Here is a 17,926-nt window from a genome sequence, read left to right as displayed (position 1 = left end):
TCATCGTGGGTGACCATGGAGAGCGGCATAAGGAGGCAGTTCGATGTCCCAGAGGAACACCGGTGTTACCGTCCAGGCAGTGAACGCGCACGCGTGCCCGGTCCGTGAGGTTCTTGACAGGGTCTCCGGGAAATGGAGCGTCCAGATCCTCGTGGCGGCCGCCCACGGACCCATCCGGTTCACGGAGTTGGAGCGCAGCATCGAGGGCATCAGCCGCCGGATGCTGACCCTCACCCTGCGCAACCTGGAGCGCGACGGCCTCGTGACCCGCACCGTCCATCCGACGGTGCCGCCGAAGGTGGAGTACGAACTGACCCCGGTGGCCCGGGAGTTGCACGAGACCCTGCAACGCCTCACCGACTGGGCCGAGCGCAACAGGGTCTACATCGCCGAGGCCCGCGCCGCCTACGACGAGGAGCACGCACCTGAGTTGGTGTGACTAGGGGGGTGTTTCGAAAGTCCCGCACAGCACCCACGGCGCCCGGCACGCACCCTCGCCGCACCGGCCAAAGGCCCAGGTACGTCCAGTACGAGGGCCTTCGTCCGGCGCGCCGAGGGCACGCACCGGCTACGACACCAGCCGCTGCCGCGGCGGGCGCGGGCACCGCACGGGACTCTCGAAACACCCCCTAGAGCCCGAACAGGCTCGGGTCCGTGGCCAGTTCCTTGAAGTAGTCCTGCGGGTTGGCGACCATCCTGCGCTCCTTGAGGTCCAGCAGGCCGCCGATCGCCGTCAGTTCGGCGGCCACCGTGCCGTCCGTCTTGCGAACGATCTGCTGGATCCGGAACGTCTTGCCGCCCGACCACTCGAAGGCGCAGGTCACATCGACCTCGTCACCGGCGAGAAGCTCCCGCTTGTAGCGGATCGTCGTCTCCAGCGCGACGGGGCCGACGCCCTTGCCTATCAGGCCCGCCTGGCTGATGCCCGCGGCCTGGAGCAACGACCAGCGGGCGTGCTCCGCATAGTTGATGTACACGCTCTGGTTGACGTGCCCCTGCACATCCGTCTCGTAGCCGCGGACGGTGACCCGGACGGAAAACGGCTCGCTCACTGCTTCCTCTTCTCGCCTTCGATGCCCTGTGCACCGATCTTGGCATGCCCGTCATGCCCGGCGCGGGGATGCCAGCAGATATCGCGCTCTTGTACGAGGTTCGGTGTGCTCGCCGACCTGCCACCCCGCCCCTTCCAGTGTGGCGGCGCAGTCCCGCAGCCGCGCGCCGTCCGGTTCGTGCACGGCGACCGCCTCCGGCTGCGGGGTGGCCCGCACCCGGTACCCCGCCTCCAGGTCCGGCCCGGCCGGACGGTGCCCGGCGGCCTCCAGGGCGAGCGCGGCGGCCTGCACGAGATGCGTTCGCTCCCATCCGCACGGCCGGTCCGTCGCCCCGTCGGGGTTGGTCATCCGGCGCAGCTCCAGCAGCCCCTGCCAGGCACTGTGCACCTCGCGGACCCGGCCCGGCCCGCTCCTCGGCGGGTCCTCCTCGCCACCGATCCGGGCCGCGAACACCCCGCCGGCCGCGGGAGCCTCGGCCTTCGCGGGCTCCACCGGCTCCGCCTCCCGTATCCGATGCCCGGTCGGTGTCAGAAAGTGATCGTGCGGCGGCCGCGGGTGCCGGAAGGCGAGCCCGCGCTTCACCAGCGCCGCGAGCTGCGCCTCAGTACCCCTGAGCCGCCCCGTGACCGGGTCGGCGGCGTCGATGACACGCCGCTGGGCGGCGGTCGGCGGTCGGGTCACGGCGTGCTCCTCCCCGGGCGGCGTCGACGCGGGCGTGGGCGTCGACGGGGGCGTGGGCCTCGGCCGCACCGGCCCCTTGCCGGCAGGCACACGCCCTGTCTGCGGGAAGGCTACGACCCGGGTCTGACATTCCACCCGGCGATCACCGGCCGCCCGTGCTCGGTGCCCAGCCGGCACACCGTCCCCGTCGCCAGCTGGAACAGCGCCCCGTTTGCCGCCGGCAGCCCGAGCCGCCGGGCCGTGAGCACCCGCAGGAAGTGCCCGTGCGCCACGAGCACCACGGCCCCCTCGGTCTGGGCGAGCGCCGCGTCCACCTTGCCCAGCATCCGGTCGGCGCGCCGGCCGACCTGCTCGGGGCTCTCCCCGGGACGGTCGGGCGGACCGGGCGCGACCCCGTCCGTGAAGAGGAACCACCCCGGCCGCTCCCGTTGGATCTCGACGGTCGTGGCCCCCTCGTACCCGCCGTAGTCCCACTCCCGCAGATCGACGTCGACACGTACGTCGTGCAGCCCGATCAGCTCCGCCGTCTCCCGCGCCCGCTGCAAGGGGCTGACGAAGGCGGCCCCGATCCGATGGGACCGGATCAGCGGGACCAGCCACCGCGCCTCGTCCCGGCCGTGCTCGGTGAGCGGCACGTCCGTCCGGCCGGTGTGTCGCCCGGACCGTGACCACTCGGTCTCGCCGTGCCGGACCAGAAGGAGATCACCCACGTGCGTGCCTTCCCGCTCGCCTCCCAGCACCGTGCCACAGCGTCGCCGACGGCCGCAGGGCGGGTTGGGCCGGACGGCCCGCGCCGGGCCCGTCCGGACGGCCGTCGTCGTACCTCACGGCCGGTTCAGACCCCCGGCAGGCTCTGCACCGACTGCGCGAGCTGTCCGACCGCGACGACGAGCGGGGCTACCGGCTGGACGAACTCGTTCAGCCGGTGGAGGGCGCGCCGCAGGACGGTCGGCTGGGGCTCCTCCTCCTGGAGTTCCTCGCGCAGCCGGCGCAGTTCCCTGCTGGTGGCGTCAGGGTCGGCGAGCGCGGTGCGGTGCTCCTCCAGCAACCGCTCGACGACGGCCAGGAGCCGGGCGGTGCGAGCGGCCTGCTCCGGGTCCTGCGTCTGGAAGGAGACGGGGCCGGAGGATGCCTGGGCGCCGTCTCCCACGGCCTGGTTGCCCACGTACTGGGTGCCGCCGCTGATCATGACGCCCTTGTTGACGGGAGGGCCCTGGCGCCCGTCGTCGTTTCGCATGAGAGAGTTCCCTACTTGTCGGAGCCGCCGGCGGCGCTGAGGGCGGAGCCGCCGGACTGCTGCGGGATGTTCTGGGTGGCGGTCGCGCCCGCGCCGATCGCCTGGTTGCCGATGATGCTCATCCCGCCCTGTTGGATGAGCCCCTGGTTGAGGATCGTCTGCTGCTGGGTGCGGAAATCGGCGATGTCGTAGCCGTGCGCGTCGAGGAACTCCCGGATGGCGGCGAGGGTGTGACGTTCCACCAGGGAGACGATCCGGCCGGAGTCCACGACCTGGAAGTAGTTGTGGTAGTCGGGGCTGAGCGCCATCTCCCTGATGCTCACCCGGGCGCCGTAGTCGAAGACCGGGTCCTGCTCCATGGCCTTCAGCTCGTCCACCATGCGCCTGGTGTGCCGGGTCTCGAAGCGGGCGTGGCGCAGTGCTCGGTACGGCGCGGCGAAGAAGGCGCCGCCGGTGCGGGCGAGGGAAGCCAGGAGCAGGCCACGCCTGCCGTCGGGGCCGAGCGGGCCGCGCAGGCGGTCCACGACGTGGTAGTCCGCGGCCACCGGGCCCAGCACGTGGTTGTCGCAGTGCAGGTGCAGCGTTCTGCCCGCGGTCGAGAAGTGCAGGAACACGCTCGGTACGACGTCTCCGCCCCACATCGGGACGTGCACCGCCAGATAGTGGCGGACGGTCCCGGTCGGACGCAGCATGATCTGCTCGACCTCTTCGGGGGACAGCCGGACGGTCGGGGTGATGCTTCGCTCCGCCTCGATGAACCGCTCGTCGTCACCGATGGTCGTGCCGTTCGCGAAGACGCGGTCCTCGATGACGAGGGATCCGAGCGCCTCCTCGCCGGGTTCCGTCTCCTCGCCTGCTTTCGCCGCCCCGTCGGTGACGCCGCGCTCGGCGACCGCGCGCAGTCGTGCGCGGACGTGGTCGATGAGTTCGGCGACCGTGAAGGGCTCCGGCTCGGCGGGGCGTGCGGTCAGGCCGGCCCGGTCGTCGGCGGGCAGGAGCGGCACCGCGAGCGACCACTTGGAGCTGGTCTCCGAGTAGCCGACGAACGGGGTGTACCCGCTGTACACCGTGACGTTGCCGACCTGGGCCTGCCGGACGGCCCTGAGCCGCTCGGCCATCCACTTCCGCCGCGGGACGGTGGGGCGGGGCTGCAGCGCGAACGTGTCGCGGGTCATGGTGGTGCGCAGCAGCTGGTCGATGTCCCGGTCGTGGTCCACGACCGTCATGTGGGCGAACACCACCGCCCCGATCGACGCCAGGACGGCCGGCACCCCGCCCAGATAGGAGCCGAGCAGCCAGCCGAAGAAACCCGGCACGGGCAACGACGAGACCAGGGAGGCGAAGTAGAAGGCCAGCAGCGCCACCACTCCGGCCGTGACGGCGCCGGACACCAGCGCCCTGCTGCCGGGCTGGTGGTGGCCGCGGGTGGCCAGGCTCGGCTGGACGCCGGGGCGCCGGGTGGTCGACAGGAGCAGCGCGACGTACAGCAGCCACAGGGGTGCGAGCAGTGCCACGACGGCGAACGCCCCCGCCAGGCGCAGGTCGCGCCGGTGACGCAGTTCCTGTGCCGTCAGGCAGTGGCGTGCCACCGACACCAGGTCGACATCGGGTGAGGGGGCCACAGCGCTGGCCTCGTCGGCCAGAACCTCTTCCACCACCCGGTCGGCGAAGCGTTCGTCCACGTAGGCCGCGGTGCACAGATAGCGGGTGACATCACCCGGTGCGCTCCCGACCGGCATGCGTACCTGTGGGGTCGTCATGCCGAGCCCTCCCTTTCTCCTCCTGGCCGGTGACGTCCTCGGGGCGGTGACGGACCTCGGGGCGGTGACGGACCTCAAGACGTGGGTGCCGGGTGGCCCTGAGGTCAGCAGCGCGAGCAGTACGCCGACCGCCAGGCCGAAGACGAGGGCCGAGAGCGTGAGCTCCTTCAGCAGGGTGCCGGCCGGTGACACTTCCGTGTCCGGGATGAAGGTCTCGAGCAGCCCGACCCGCAGCAGGGCCTCGACCTCGCTCGCCAGCACACCCACGGCCAGACAGCGGATCCAGCCCGCCCCGTGGCGCAGCAGTCGCGAGGCGAAGAGGGCGAGCCCCGCGAGCAGCGCGACGACGCAGACGTTGTCGATGACCAGGAAGGTCACGCCGGCGTACCGGTCGGGGGAGTACTCCCAGCCGGGGACGAGGGCCGCTTCGGTGAGCGTGCGTACGGTCTCGTTGTCGGAGAGCTCTATGTAGAACTTCTCGATGTAGAAGTCCCAGACCGGACGCTGCGCCCACGGGCTGCCCCCGACGACGACGAGCAGGAGCAGCAGGGCTGTACGGCCGCGTAAGAAGGATGGCGAGTCGGACCCACTCCGAGACAAGAACACCTGTCGGTTCCCCCATCCCTGACCTCAGAGATCAGTGGCCGCACTCTATGACATCCCCCTCCTCTGTGATCGCGAATCGGCGAACATCGGCCAACCCGGCTCAGCCGCCTCGGCGGTTACTGCCGGTACCCGCTCAGGAACCGCCCGATCCGCCCGATCGCCGCCTCCAGGTCGTCCGCGTAGGGCAGGGTCAGGATCCGGAAGTGGTCGGAGGTCGGCCAGTTGAAGCCGGTGCCCTGGACGACCTGGATCTTCTCCCGGAGCAGCAGGTCCAGGACGAACTTCTCGTCGTCGTGGATCTTGTAGACCTTGGGGTCGAGGCGCGGGAAGGCGTACAGCGAGCCCTTCGGCTTCACGCACGACACCCCGGGGATCTCGTTGAGCTTCTCCCAGGCCACGTTGCGCTGCTCGTACAGCCTTCCGCCCGGCGTGGTCAGTTCCCGGATCGACTGGCGGCCGCCGAGCGCGGCCTGGATGGCGTACTGCGCGGGGGCGTTGGCGCACAGCCGCATGGAGGCCAGCATCGTCAGGCCCTCCAGGTAGTCCTTCGCGTGCTGCTTCGGGCCGGTGACGACGAGCCAGCCGGAGCGGAAGCCCGCCACGCGGTACGTCTTCGACAGGCCGCAGAAGGTGAGGACGACCAGGTCGGGGGCGAGGGTCGCGACCGAGTGGTGCACGGCGTCGTCGTAGAGGATCTGGTCGTAGATCTCGTCGGCGAAGACCATCAGGCCGTGCCGGCGGGCCAGGTCGAGGATGCCCTCCAGGATCTCCTTGGGGTAGACCGCGCCCGTGGGGTTGTTCGGGTTGATGATGACCACGGCGCGGGTGCGGTCCGTGATCTTCGACGCCATGTCGTCCAGGTCCGGGTACCAGTCGGCCTGCTCGTCGCACAGGTAGTGGACGGCCTTGCCGCCGGCGAGGGTCGTCACCGCCGTCCAGAGGGGGAAGTCCGGGGCGGGGATGAGGATCTCGTCGCCGTCCTCGACCAGGGCCTGTACGGCCATGGAGACCAGCTCGGACACGCCGTTGCCGAGGAAGACGTCGTCGACGCCGACCTCCAGGCCGAGCGTCTGGTAGCGCTGGGCGACGGCGCGGCGGGCGGAGAGGATGCCGCGCGAGTCGGTGTAGCCGTGCGCCTGGGGGAGCATCCGGATCATGTCCTGGAGGATCTCCTCCGGCGCCTCGAAGCCGAAGAGCGCGGGGTTGCCGGTGTTCAGGCGCAGCACGCTGTGGCCCGCCTCCTCCAGTGCGTTCGCGTGCTCGATCACCGGGCCGCGGATCTCGTAACAGACCTCGCTCAGCTTGCTCGACTGCCGGAACTCCATGCGCGCTCGCCCCTCCGGTTTCGTGTGTTGCTTGGTTTTACCAAGTTCGAGCTTGGAAAGTCCAACAACATGTCTAGACTGCGTCGCATGTCACCTCGCCGAAGCTACGACCAGTACTGTTCCACCGCCCGGGCGCTCGATGTCGTCGGCGACCGCTGGACCCTGCTGATCGTCCGGGAGCTGCTGGCCGGCGCGCGTCGCTACACCGACCTCCACGCGGACCTGCCGGGCGTCAGCACGGACGTACTCGCGTCACGGCTGAAGGACATGGAACGCGACGGACTCACCACACGCCGCAGGCTGCCCCCACCCGGCGCGGCCTACGTGTACGAACTCACGCCCCGGGGACGGGAGTTGCTGCCCGTGCTCCAGGCGCTGGGCGCGTGGGGCCAGGCCGAGCTGGGGGAGCGGCGGCCGACGGACGCGGTGCGGGCGCACTGGTTCGCGCTGCCGCTGCTGCGCGGCCTTCAGGGGCAGGGGCTGGTGGAGGTCCACCTGGAGGAAGGCGTGTTCCACCTCTGGGCCGGTGCCGAGGAGGATCCCGTGTATCGCGAGGGGCCCGCACCGACCGAGCCCGACGCCCGGCTCGTCCTCGACGCCGACACGTGCGGGGCCGTCGGCCGGGGGGAGTTGAGCGTCGCGGACGCGGTGCGTGCCGGTCGTGTCGAGGTGACCGGCGACGGCGTCCTGGCGAAGGCGTTGCGGGAGGAGTGAGACGCGAAGGCCCGCCGCACCTCGGTGCGGCGGCCCCTCGACGAACCGTCAGGCGCCCGGCGGCACCCGCGTCGGCCGCCCCGCCCCGCGCGTCAGCGCATACCCGCCGACACCCGCGAGCGCGGCCAGCACGCCGCCGATCGCCGTCCAGACCCAGCGGTCGGACCACCAGCCGGACGCCCAGCCGTCGCTGGGTTCGAGGCTCGCGAGCAGGGCCTCCTTGGTCGACTCCTCCTCGCCGCCCTGGGTGATGGCCCCGGCCCCCGGCACCAGCGGCGCCGCCAGTGAGCCGTCCACCGCCGCCGCACCGCCGACGTCCTTCGAGTCCACCCGGACCTCGGCGCCGACCGGCAGACCGAGGTCGGAGGTGGGAACGTCCACGACCGTCAGCCGGATGTAGTACGTGCCCGGCAGCGGGTCATCGGCCCACGGCTCCGACCAGGCGCGCACGGTGCGCAGCACGCAGTCCAGCTCGACGGAGGCGGAGTTCGCCGCGGCGGTCCGCGTCTGCGCCCCGTACTGACAGGCCTGCCGGCGCCGCAGACCGTCGTACACGTCGATCTGCCAGGTCTCGGCGGCGTGGGTGTCCGGCAGCTTCACCGTCGCCTTCACGGTGGGGCGCTGTCCGGCGTCCGCGGGGAACGACCAGTACAGGTAGTCGCCCGTGGAGGCACTCGCCGTGGCCGTCTGCCCCTGCTCGAACTCGGCCGCCGTACGGAAGGAGGTCCCCGCCCGGGTCGGCGCGCCGGAGTCCTCCGACGCGCTCGGCGACGGCGAGGAGTCGGCGACGGCCGGGGTGACCGCCAGCCCGAACAGCAGCGCGGTCGCGCTCAACACTCGTGTGATCCGCATCAGTTGGTCCTCCAGACCGCGACCCGCCAGCGCGACAGCCAGCCCCAGACGAGACCGGCGAGGAAGCCGGTGAGGATCAGCGCGCCGAGCAGCCACCAGCCGCGCCCGAGCCCGAAGGCGGCCACGTCGCTCGACGCGTCCGGCCCGTGCACGACGTCGACGGTCACCTCGAGCGGCAGACCGGGGGTGGTCTTCACCCCGCCCGCCGCGGAGAAGGAGTGCGTGACCTGGAGGCACACCGTCTCGGGCGCGGTCTCGCCCTCCATGTCCTCGCGCTCGGCCTTCGGGTAGCGCAGGCCCGTCGAGATCACGTCGGTACGGCCGGTGCCGGCCGCCTCGCCGCGGACGATCTCCCGGCCGCGCTCGGTCGTCGCCCGCAGCAGCAGCCCGTACGACGGGTTCACCGCACGGTCGGCCGCCGCGCTCACGGAGGCGCGCAGTTCATAGCCGTCCGGGACGTCCACGCGGTACCAGCGCTGCTGCCCGAACTCCTCGCGGTCGGTGTACAGGCCGGACTTCAGCGTGGGCGCCTTCGCGCACTGGTCCGCGCCCGTCGTCGCGACCGGCGTCACCACCGGGTCGGCCGCCCGGTCCACCAACTGGTTGACCTTGTCGGCGAGTTCGTCGGTGTGCTCGACCGAGGTGAAGGTGCCGCCGGTCGCCTCGGCGATACAGCTGAGCTGCTGGCGCAGCTTGGTGTTGGGGACCAGGCCGAGCGTGTCGATGGTCAGGCCGATGCCCTTGGCGGCGATCTCGCGGGCCACCTCGCACGGGTCGAGCGGGGCGCAGGTGTCCTCGCCGTCGCTGATCAGCACGATCCGCTTGGAGCCCTCGCCGCCGTCCAGGTCCTCGGCGGCCTTGAGCAGCGCCGGACCGATCGGCGTCCAGCCGGTGGGCGTCAGGGTCGCCACCGCCGTCTTGGCCTCGGTACGGTCCAGCGGGCCGACCGGGTAGAGCTGCGCGGTGTCCTTGCAGCCCGTCCTGCGGTCGTCGCCCGGGTAGTTGGCGCCGAGGGTGCGGATGCCGAGCTGGACCTCCTCGGGAGTGGCGTCCAGCACCTCGTTGAAGGCCTGCTTCGCCGCGGCCATCCGCGACTGGCCGTCGATGTCCTTCGCCCGCATCGAACCGCTGACGTCGATCACCAGATCGACCTTCGGAGCGGTGGCGGTGGTCTCGTCGGCGCTCGCCCCGGCCGGGAAGGCTATCCCGGCCGTGAGCGCGGCGAGCAGGGCGCAGACCCCGACCGCCAGCCGTTGTGTTCTGATCATCGGCGGATCTTATTGATCAGAGGTGTCACGCTTCAAAACGAGGCCGGCACACCTTCCGCAACACCTGCCGGCCACCGGTCAGAACACCTCGGTGACCAGCGGGTTGGGCAACTCCGCCCACTGGTCCCCGGGCGTCCCCGGCGACAGCCGCATCAGCGACAGCGCCTTCGTCGGCAGCGGCTCTTCGCACAGCGCGGCGAGATCCACGGTGGCGGGCAACTCCCCTACGACCGCCTCCAGCGCCCCGCGCAGTGCCGCCCCCGAGCCGGCCGTACCCGCCAGCGCCCCGGCCACCAGCGAGCCGAACAGCTTGCGGCGCAGGGTCGGCACGTCGTCCGTGACGATCCGGCCCGTCAGCTCCGGCATCGGGACGCCGTGCCGGGCCAGCCGCGCCGGGCTGATCCGGATGTCGGCGAGGTCGCGGTAGACCAGCCGCACCGGGGAGCCGTCCGCCGACAGCACCACGAGCAGGTTCTGGCCGTGCGCCTCCAGCGCCACACCCGATTCCAGCAGCCGCAGCCCCACGGTGAGCGCCAGCCGCGTGAACTCGGCCAGCCACGCCGGGGACTCGGGCAGTCCGGTGGTGACGAGCGCGGCCACCGGCACGACCCGCTCGCCGGGCCCCGCGTACGCCTGCGGCGACTCGCGCAGGACCGCCGCCAGATCGGGGGAGTCGGCGGTGGCGGCCCCCAGGGTGCGGGTCATGTGCAGCAGCCCGTCCGTCCGCGCCGCCAGCGTCTCCGCGAAGTCGGACAGGGTCGCCGACAGCGAGATGGAGTACACCGAGATGTCCCGCACCGAGGACGTCAGCCGGGCGCTCAACGCGGTCTTGACGTGCGGTCCGTCGGGCAGGGCGAGAGTGCGCAGGGACATCAGCGGGTGCGCGGCGAGTCCGTCGCCGCAGGGGTCGTAGGGCCGCTTGAGCACATGCTCGGCCTGCCATGGATGCACCGGGATCAGCAGCCGCCCCCCGTCCCGCATCCCCTCCGGCCACCCGCCCTTCACCAGGCACTCGTCCGCCCGCACCGGCACCAGCCCCAACGTCACCACCGGCCGGTGCTCCGGCCCGTACGCCAGCTGCTCGGTGACCGAGAAACCCGGCCTGGAACGGCAGTTGGGATGGAACGGATGCCCGTCGACGACCCGCTGCTCCCACTCCCAGTCACGCGCCGGCCACTCCTTCGGGTGAGCGTCCCGCCCGGCTCGCGACAGGGCCAACGAGGCGACGCTGTGGCCGAGTTCGGTCGCGTAGGCCGTCCCGTGCGGCACGGACAGGTCCGTCAGCAGCCGGGCCGGATCGTCGTACGACACCCGGCCGAGCCGTACGGCCGTGACATACGCGGAGGTGGCGTACGGGTCCGCGCGCGGGCCGTGCAGCAGGCGGCCGTCCGAAAGGCGCAGGGTGAGGCCCTCCGGGCCGCGCTCGCGTCGGGCGATCCAGGGCAGCGGCTCGTGCGCCAGAGCCCGCCACAGCCGGGTCAGGACGGCCGCCCGGGCACCGGGGAGCTCGGCGGCGTACCGCGACGCGAGTCCAGGGCGTACGTCGGCCAGTTCTGCGGCGACCTCGGCCTCGGCGCTGGGGGGACGGTGCACGGGCGGGCTCCTCGGGTACGAGTAGGGCGTCGGGCCAGGCGCCGACGACAGACATACTGATCGTCTTCCCGCCCGGAACGGACCGTAGAGACCGTCCTGCACGGACTTGTAGAGACCGTCCTGAACGGACCGTAGAGATCGTCCTGAACGGACCGTAGAGAACGAGTGGATCGCGTGCACCTCACCCCGCCCTCCGCCGCCGACGTCGCGGACCGCGCCGACGCCCACGCGGTCGCGCCCCTGCTGAACTGCCTGCTGCGCGAGGTGGCCGAATCCCACGGTGCGTACGGCGAACGGCACGTGTACCGCCTGCCCGGCTCGGGCCGCCTGCTGCGGGTCCTCGGCACGCGGCGGCCCGCCGAGCCCGAGGTCCGCGCGGAGGACACCTGGCGGCGGGTCGGACACACCGAGCTCGTCAAGCTCGTCGCCGACGAGCTGCGCCGCCACACCGGTCTGTCCAACCACGAACTGCCCGCCGAGATGATCGACAGCCGGGACGCGGTGGCCGCCCTGCTCACGGCACGCGCGCGTGCGACGCCGCCGCAGGACCCCTACCTCCGCTCGGAGCAGTGCCTCCTCACCGGCCACCCCTACCACCCCGCCCCCAAGGCCCGCGGCGGCGGTCCGGTCGCCGCCTGGCTGCCGTACGCCCCCGAGGCACACGCCCGCTTCCCGCTCACGCTGCTCGGCCTGCGCGAGGACGCCGTCGTCGAGGAGGGCGACACCACCGCCCTGGACGCGCTGGGCGCCGCCCCGCCCGGCTATCGGCTGCTGCCCGCCCACCCCTGGCAGCTCGACCTCGTGGACCTCGTGCCCGCCTTCGCCGACGGCCGGCTGATCCGGCTCGGCACGACCGCTTTCGACGCCTGGCCCACGGCGGCGATCCGCACGCTCTACGCCCCCGAGCGCGACCTCTTCCTGAAGTTCAGCCTCGACGTGCGGATCACCAACGACATCCGCCGGCTGTGGCGCCACGACCTGCTGAAGCTGCGCCGCACCGACGCCGCGGCCGGCGCCGCCCTCGCCACCGGCCGCGGCGCCTGGCTGTCCGACCGCGGCTACCGCACCGCCGACTTCGCCTTCGAGGAACTCGCCGTCCTGGTCCGCGACGGCTTTGACGACCGTCTGCCGCCCGGCACGACCCCGCTGCTCGCCGCCGCCCTCGTGGAGGGCTTCGACGGCAGTCCGCTCGACGCCGCGGCTGACCCGGCGGCCTGGTGGGAGGCCTACCTCCGCGCGGTCGTGCCACCCGCCCTCACGGCCTTCGCCGAGCACGGTGTCGTACTGGAGGCGCACCTGCAGAACACACTCGTCGCCGTCGACGGCGACGGCACCCCCGTGCGGGCCGTCTTCCGCGACGCCGAGGGCGTGAAGCTGCTGCCGGAGGTGTCCCGGGCGGCCGGCTGGGAGCGACTGGTGTACTGCCTGGTCGTCAACCACCTCGTGGAGATCGCCGAGGCCCTCGTCGAACGCCACCCCGCCCTGGACCCCTGGCCCGCCGCCCGCCGAGAACTCGCCCGCCACGACCTCCCCGAGATCCCGGCCCTGCTGTCCGCCCCCGCCCTCCCCGGCAAGACGAACCTTCTCCTGCGCTGGACGAACGCCGACGGCGCGGACGCCCGCTACCTGCCTCTCCCGAACCCGCTGGCCGGCCCATGATCTGAATTACCCTGGCCGGTGTGCTGCGCGACGTGACTGCTGTTCGATACGTGACCCCACTGCGGTCCGGCGGCTCCGTGCCCGGAGTCGTCGAGGCCGACGACCTGGGCACGTACGTCGTCAAGTTCACCGGCTCCGCACAGGGCCGCAAGGCGCTGGTCGCCGAGGTGATCGTCGGTGAGCTGGCCCGTGCGCTCGGTCTGCGCTTCCCCGAGCTGGTCCTGGTCCACTTCGACCCGGTGATCGCGGACAGCGAGCCCCACCAGGAGGTGCGCGACCTCCACAGCGCGAGCGCCGGCGTCAACCTCGGCATGGACTATCTGCCGGGCGCGAAGGACTTCACCCCGGAGGTCGCCAAGACCTTCCGCGTCGACCCGGTGGAGGCGGGCCGGATCGTCTGGCTGGACGCCCTGACCGCGAACGTCGACCGTACGGTCCACAGCTCCAACCTGATGGTCTGGCCGACCCTCGGGACCGTCCCGCCCCGCCTGTGGCTGATCGACCACGGCGCCGCCCTCGTCTTCCACCACCGCTGGGACGGCTCCGACCCCGAGAAGGCGTACGACTTCCGCCACCACGCCCTCGGCCACTACGGGCCCGACGTACGCGCCGCCGACGCCGAACTCGCGCCCAAGGTCACCGAGGACCTCCTGCGCGCGATCGTCGCCGAGGTGCCGGACGCCTGGCTCACCGACTTCGCCTCACCCGGCGAGGCCCGGGAGGCCTACGTGACCTACCTCCACGCGCGCGTGCGAGCGTCCGAGGCCTGGCTGCCCACAGAATTCCCCAGCCACGCGGAACTGGCGGCCGAAGAGGCCCAGCGCGCGGCGAAGACCCAGCAAGGACGGCCGAACTGGCTCAAGCGGGTCCCCGACCTGCACGGCAAGCCGGCCGCGGAACAGGATTGGTCGGTGCACCTCGGATGACAGAGGCTTCTTCGCGCGGGTCGGGCCGGGTCGAGATCGAGTACTGCACCCAGTGCGGATGGCTGCCCCGCGCCGCCTGGCTCGCGCAGGAACTGCTCACGACCTTCGAGACGGAGCTGTCCGAACTGGCCCTGAAACCCGGCAAGGGCGGTGTCTTCGTCGTCCGCGTCGACGACGAGGTCGTCTGGGACCGCCGCGACCAGGGCTTCCCGGAGCCGACGGCCGTCAAGCGGGCCGTACGCGACCGAGTGGCCCCGGGGAAGCCCCTGGGCCACTCGGACAAGCCTGCTTCCTGAGGGCTCAGCCCTTGAGCTGCTCGTACGCCGGCAGCGTCAGGAAGTCCGCGTAGTTCTCGTCGAGGGAGACCTCCAGGAGCAGGTCGTGGGCCTGCTGCCAGTGGCCGGCCGCGAAGGCCTCCTCGCCGATCTCGGTGCGGATGGCGGACAGTTCCTCGGCGGCGACCTTGCGGGCCAGCTCCGGGGTGGCCTGCTCGCCGTTCTCGAACTCGACGCCCGCGTTGATCCACTGCCAGATCTGGGAGCGGGAGATCTCGGCGGTGGCCGCGTCCTCCATGAGGTTGAAGATGGCGACCGCGCCGAGGCCGCGTAGCCAGGCCTCGATGTAGCGGATGCCGACCTGGACGGCGTTGACCAGGCCGGGGTAGGTCGGCTTGGCGTCCAGCGAGTCGACGGCGATCAGGTCGGCCGCCTGGACGGAGACGTCCTCGCGGAGGCGGTCCTTCTGGTTCGGCTTCTCACCGAGGACCTTGTCGAAGGACTCCATCGCGATCGGGACCAGGTCGGGGTGGGCGACCCAGGAGCCGTCGAAGCCGTCGTTCGCCTCGCGGTCCTTGTCGGCGCGGACCTTCTCGAAGGCGACCTTGTTGACCTCGGCATCGCGCCGGGACGGGATGAACGCCGCCATGCCGCCGATCGCGTGCGCGCCGCGCTTGTGGCAGGTACGGACGAGCAGTTCGGTGTACGCGCGCATGAACGGGGCCGTCATCGTCACCGCGTTGCGGTCCGGCAGGACGAACTTGGCGCCGCCGTCACGGAAGTTCTTGACGATGGAGAACAGGTAGTCCCAGCGGCCGGCGTTCAGCCCGGAGGCGTGGTCGCGGAGTTCGTAGAGGATCTCCTCCATCTCGTACGCCGCCGTGATCGTCTCGATCAGGACGGTCGCGCGGACGGTGCCCTGCGGGATGCCGACGTAGTCCTGCGCGAAGACGAACACGTCGTTCCAGAGGCGGGCCTCCAGGTGCGACTCCGTCTTCGGGAGGTAGAAGTACGGGCCCTTGCCGAGGTCGAGCAGACGCCGGGCGTTGTGGAAGAAGTACAGGCCGAAGTCGACGAAGGCGCCGGGGACCTGCTCACCGTCGATCTGGAGGTGACGCTCGTTCAGGTGCCAGCCGCGCGGGCGCATGACGACCGTGGCGAGCTCCTCGTCGGCCTTGAGCGCGTACGACTTGCCGGACCTCGGGTCCGTGAAGTCGATGTTGCGGGTGTAGGCGTCGGCCAGGTTGATCTGGCCCAGGACGACGTTCTCCCAGGTCGGGGCGGAGGCGTCCTCGAAGTCGGCGAGCCAGATCTTCGCGCCCGAGTTGAGGGCGTTGATGGTCATCTTGCGGTCGGTGGGACCGGTGATCTCGACCCGGCGGTCCTGGAGCGCGGGCGGGCACGGGGCCACCCGCCAGGAGTCGTCCGCGCGGATCGCGGCGGTCTCCGGGAGGAAGTCGAGGGTGGAGGTGCGGGCGATCTCGGCGCGGCGCTCCGCACGGCGAGCGAGGAGTTCGTCACGCCGGGGCGTGAACCGGCGGTGCAGCTCGGCCACGAAGGCGAGGGCCGCGTCCGTGAGGACCTCCTCCTGCCGGGGCAGGGGCTCGGCGTCGACGATGGCCAGCGGGGACGGCGCTGGTGCGGACATGAGCTGTCACTTCCTTCAGCGAGCTACGTGGACGAGCTGTCGAGCTTCTGGCACCGGGTGCCAGTCTTCCCGGATACGGCTAGCGGCGCCCGCGGAGCAGGCGGGCGCTTCTGAACAGTGGATACTAGTTTCCTCATGGTGGAAGTTCAATCGTTTGTTGATATCGAGATTCTCTGAGTCGAGGCAACGTGGCTCTGGGTGCCACCGCACTTACTCAAGGTGGGCGAGATCGGCCTCCGTGTCGATGTCGTACGGCTGAGCCACGTCCCCGCACTCGACGAGCCCGATCGCCTCCTCCCGCTCCCTCAGATAGGCGCGTGCCCCTCGATCGCCGGTCGCAGTCGCCGCGATGCCCGCCCAGTGGGCGGCGCCGAAGAGCACGGGATGGCCGCGTACGCCGTCGTAGGCGGCCGCGACGAGGGACGTCTCGTCCTCGTACGCCGCGAGCACGCGCGCGACCGCTTCCGCGCCGATTCCGGGCTGGTCGACGAGTGAGACGAGCGCCGCCCCCGCTCCCGTGCCGGTCAGCGAGTCGAGCCCGGCGCGCAGCGAGGAACCCATGCCCTCGGTCCAGTCAGGGTTGTCCACCAGCACGCAGCCACCGAGTTCCGCCTGCTCGCGTACGGCGGCTGCCTGCGCGCCCAGCACCACGTGCACGCGGGTGCAGCCGGCGGTGCGCAGCACCGCGACGGCGTGCTCGACGAGCGGGCGGCCGCGGTGCCGCAGCAGGGCCTTGGGGCGTCCGCCGAGCCGTCGTCCGCCTCCTGCGGCGAGCAGCAGACCGGCGACCAGCGGGGCTTGTTTCTCCGTCATGCGTCCTGCATACCTGACGCCCGCAAGGCCACCAGGTCTCCTTGGGCTGAATTTCGGTCCGCACGGTGGCGCGCCCGGCAGTGGTGGCGTTTACTGACCCGCGTCCCCGGCGCCCGACCGGCGTCAGGGGGGCTCGACGGGGGACGCGTACTGCTGGCGCACAACGGCGTGCGAGGGGGAGTGCTTTGTTGCGGAGCTTGGGGCAGAGGCCGGTGACGAGCGGTGACGAGGACCTGAGGGTGGTGCAGCTGCGGGCGGCGGTGTCCCGCCTGCGCCGCGAACTCGCCGCGCATCCGGTCGAGTTCCCCGACCGTGGTATCGCCGAGGACGAGCTCGCCGCGTTGGCCGCGATGGCGCTCGGCGGGGCGCCGGAGACGTCGCGGCTGCGGAGGTCGCTGCTGTTGATCGCGGGGGCGATCGGGTCGGTGAGTGCGCTGTCGCCGGGGCTTACGCGGGTGCGGGACGCGGTGGAGTCGTTCGGGGAGCCGCGGCGCTAGGGGGTCCCGCACGGGACTTTCGAAGCACCCCCTAGCTCCGCGCGCTGCCTTGCTCGCCCCCGCCGCCCCTCCCCGTCCCATCCTGAAGGGGCTCCGCCCCTTCGACCCCGCCGGGCTCCGCCCCTTCGACCCCGCCAGGGGGCTCCGCCCCCTGGACCCCCGCTGTCGGCCCTCCGGGCCTCGTCCTCAAACGCCGGACGGGCTGAGAGCGCCTGGCCGCGTCAGGCGTGGTTCTGGGTGGCCAGTGCCTCGGACAGTTCGCCGGCGACCTGCTGCAGTATCGGCACGATCTTCTCCGTCGCCGCCTCCGTCACGCGGCCGGCCGGGCCGGAGATCGAGATGGCCGCGGCGGTGGGGGAGTCGGGTACGGAGACGGCGAGGCAGCGGACGCCGATCTCCTGTTCGTTGTCGTCGACCGCGTAGCCGGTCCGGCGTACGTCCTCCAGGGCCGCGAGGAAGCCGTCCGGCGTGGTGATCGTCTTCTCGGTCGCGGCCGGCATGCCGGTCCGGGACAGCAGGGCGCGCACCTCCTGAGGCGGGAACCCGGCGAGCAGGGCCTTGCCGACGCCCGTGGAGTGCGGGAGGACGCGCCGGCCCACCTCGGTGAACATGCGCATCGAGTGCTTGGACGGCACCTGGGCGACGTAGACGATCTCGTCGCCGTCGAGCAGCGCCATGTTCGCGGTCTCGCCGGTCTCCTCGACCAGCCGGGCCAGGTAGGGCCGGGCCCAGGTGCCGAGCAGCCGGGACGCGGACTCGCCGAGGCGGATCAGGCGCGGGCCGAGGGCGTAGCGACGGTTGGGCTGCTGGCGGACGTATCCGCACGCCACGAGCGTCCGCATGAGGCGGTGGATGGTCGGCAGCGGCAGCCCGCTGCTCGCGGACAGCTCGCTCAGGCCGACCTCGCCGCCGGCGTCCGCCATCCGCTCGAGCAGGTCGAAGGCGCGCTCGAGGGACTGGACACCGCCACCGTTGTTGGCTTTGGCGGCGTCGGTGGTGCTGGCGTTGGACGTCGGCACG

At 71.9% G+C, this 17,926-nt stretch carries 18 protein-coding genes; 6 read left to right on the top strand and 12 right to left on the bottom strand.

Annotated elements, in window-relative coordinates; translation table 11 throughout:
* Positions 1–43: 43 nt before the first annotated feature.
* A complete protein-coding gene (locus tag ACFZBP_RS03255) occupies positions 44–439 on the top strand; it encodes a winged helix-turn-helix transcriptional regulator (RefSeq protein ID WP_383446809.1) in 396 nt (131 codons plus the stop codon).
* Between the two features lie 190 nt (positions 440–629).
* Here ACFZBP_RS03255 and ACFZBP_RS03250 read toward each other — a convergent pair whose 3' ends face one another.
* The 6 genes from ACFZBP_RS03250 to ACFZBP_RS03225 all read right to left on the bottom strand — a co-directional run bounded on the left by ACFZBP_RS03250 (position 630) and on the right by ACFZBP_RS03225 (position 6,661).
* The gene (locus tag ACFZBP_RS03250; RefSeq protein WP_383446812.1) at positions 630–1,052 is read right to left on the bottom strand and encodes an acyl-CoA thioesterase; all 423 of its coding nucleotides are present in this window, start codon (positions 1,050–1,052) and stop codon (positions 630–632) included.
* A gap of 51 nt (positions 1,053–1,103) precedes the next feature.
* Entirely contained in the window at positions 1,104–1,733 is a 630-nt protein-coding gene (locus tag ACFZBP_RS03245; RefSeq protein WP_391409558.1) for a hypothetical protein, read from the bottom strand.
* A 110-nt stretch (positions 1,734–1,843) separates the two neighbouring features.
* Positions 1,844–2,443 (bottom strand): histidine phosphatase family protein, encoded by a 600-nt coding sequence (locus tag ACFZBP_RS03240; protein WP_391409557.1) that lies wholly within the window; start codon positions 2,441–2,443, stop codon positions 1,844–1,846.
* A 125-nt stretch (positions 2,444–2,568) separates the two neighbouring features.
* On the bottom strand, positions 2,569–2,970 hold the full coding sequence (locus ACFZBP_RS03235; protein WP_383446821.1) for a DUF5955 family protein: 402 nt from the start codon (positions 2,968–2,970) through the stop codon (positions 2,569–2,571).
* 11 nt (positions 2,971–2,981) lie between these two features.
* A complete protein-coding gene (locus ACFZBP_RS03230) occupies positions 2,982–5,336 on the bottom strand; it encodes a hypothetical protein (RefSeq protein WP_391409556.1) in 2,355 nt (784 codons plus the stop codon).
* Between the two features lie 116 nt (positions 5,337–5,452).
* The gene (locus tag ACFZBP_RS03225) at positions 5,453–6,661 is read right to left on the bottom strand and encodes an aminotransferase class I/II-fold pyridoxal phosphate-dependent enzyme (protein ID WP_391409555.1); all 1,209 of its coding nucleotides are present in this window, start codon (positions 6,659–6,661) and stop codon (positions 5,453–5,455) included.
* Between the two features lie 87 nt (positions 6,662–6,748).
* On the opposite strand from ACFZBP_RS03225, the gene ACFZBP_RS03220 reads away from it, so the two are divergent.
* The gene (locus tag ACFZBP_RS03220; RefSeq protein WP_383446830.1) at positions 6,749–7,375 is read left to right on the top strand and encodes a winged helix-turn-helix transcriptional regulator; all 627 of its coding nucleotides are present in this window, start codon (positions 6,749–6,751) and stop codon (positions 7,373–7,375) included.
* 48 nt (positions 7,376–7,423) lie between these two features.
* Here ACFZBP_RS03220 and ACFZBP_RS03215 read toward each other — a convergent pair whose 3' ends face one another.
* The 3 genes from ACFZBP_RS03215 to ACFZBP_RS03205 form a co-directional block, all read right to left on the bottom strand.
* Positions 7,424–8,227 (bottom strand): hypothetical protein, encoded by an 804-nt coding sequence (locus ACFZBP_RS03215; RefSeq protein WP_391409554.1) that lies wholly within the window; start codon positions 8,225–8,227, stop codon positions 7,424–7,426.
* A complete protein-coding gene (locus tag ACFZBP_RS03210; RefSeq protein ID WP_391409553.1) occupies positions 8,227–9,495 on the bottom strand; it encodes a VWA domain-containing protein in 1,269 nt (422 codons plus the stop codon). The genes ACFZBP_RS03215 and ACFZBP_RS03210 overlap by 1 nt, the downstream gene beginning before the upstream one ends.
* A 78-nt stretch (positions 9,496–9,573) precedes the next feature.
* Positions 9,574–11,088 (bottom strand): IucA/IucC family protein, encoded by a 1,515-nt coding sequence (locus ACFZBP_RS03205; protein ID WP_391409552.1) that lies wholly within the window; start codon positions 11,086–11,088, stop codon positions 9,574–9,576.
* Between the two features lie 165 nt (positions 11,089–11,253).
* On the opposite strand from ACFZBP_RS03205, the gene ACFZBP_RS03200 reads away from it, so the two are divergent.
* The 3 genes from ACFZBP_RS03200 to ACFZBP_RS03190 are packed head-to-tail and all read left to right on the top strand — an operon-like array spanning position 11,254 to position 13,969.
* The gene (locus ACFZBP_RS03200) at positions 11,254–12,747 is read left to right on the top strand and encodes an IucA/IucC family protein (protein WP_391409551.1); all 1,494 of its coding nucleotides are present in this window, start codon (positions 11,254–11,256) and stop codon (positions 12,745–12,747) included.
* A gap of 20 nt (positions 12,748–12,767) precedes the next feature.
* Positions 12,768–13,673: a HipA family kinase gene (locus ACFZBP_RS03195; RefSeq protein ID WP_391409550.1), complete on the top strand. Its 906-nt coding sequence runs from the start codon at positions 12,768–12,770 to the stop codon at positions 13,671–13,673.
* Complete coding sequence (locus ACFZBP_RS03190) at positions 13,670–13,969, top strand: SelT/SelW/SelH family protein (RefSeq protein WP_383446854.1); 300 nt, start codon at positions 13,670–13,672, stop codon at positions 13,967–13,969. Before ACFZBP_RS03195 ends, ACFZBP_RS03190 begins: the two co-directional genes overlap by 4 nt.
* 4 nt (positions 13,970–13,973) lie before the next feature.
* On the opposite strand, the gene aceB is transcribed toward ACFZBP_RS03190, so the two are convergent.
* Together aceB and ACFZBP_RS03180 are read right to left on the bottom strand one after the other, a co-directional pair.
* Complete coding sequence (aceB, locus tag ACFZBP_RS03185) at positions 13,974–15,596, bottom strand: malate synthase A (RefSeq protein WP_391409549.1); 1,623 nt, start codon at positions 15,594–15,596, stop codon at positions 13,974–13,976.
* A gap of 210 nt (positions 15,597–15,806) precedes the next feature.
* On the bottom strand, positions 15,807–16,409 hold the full coding sequence (locus tag ACFZBP_RS03180) for an NTP transferase domain-containing protein (protein WP_383446860.1): 603 nt from the start codon (positions 16,407–16,409) through the stop codon (positions 15,807–15,809).
* A 185-nt stretch (positions 16,410–16,594) separates the two neighbouring features.
* Here ACFZBP_RS03180 and ACFZBP_RS03175 point away from each other — a divergent pair, with 185 nt between their 5' ends.
* Positions 16,595–16,906, top strand: a complete 312-nt coding sequence (locus ACFZBP_RS03175; RefSeq protein WP_383446864.1) for a DUF5955 family protein — start codon at positions 16,595–16,597, stop codon at positions 16,904–16,906.
* 221 nt (positions 16,907–17,127) lie between these two features.
* Here ACFZBP_RS03175 and ACFZBP_RS03170 read toward each other — a convergent pair whose 3' ends face one another.
* The gene (locus ACFZBP_RS03170; RefSeq protein ID WP_383446867.1) at positions 17,128–17,925 is read right to left on the bottom strand and encodes an IclR family transcriptional regulator; all 798 of its coding nucleotides are present in this window, start codon (positions 17,923–17,925) and stop codon (positions 17,128–17,130) included.
* Position 17,926: the final 1 nt, after the last annotated feature.

Origin of the sequence: Streptomyces sp. NPDC008086 (genome assembly GCF_042957325.1) — a bacterium.
Classification (GTDB): domain Bacteria; phylum Actinomycetota; class Actinomycetes; order Streptomycetales; family Streptomycetaceae; genus Streptomyces.
Note: the sequence above shows the minus strand (reverse complement) of the source record. Positions and strands in the feature narration are given on the sequence as shown.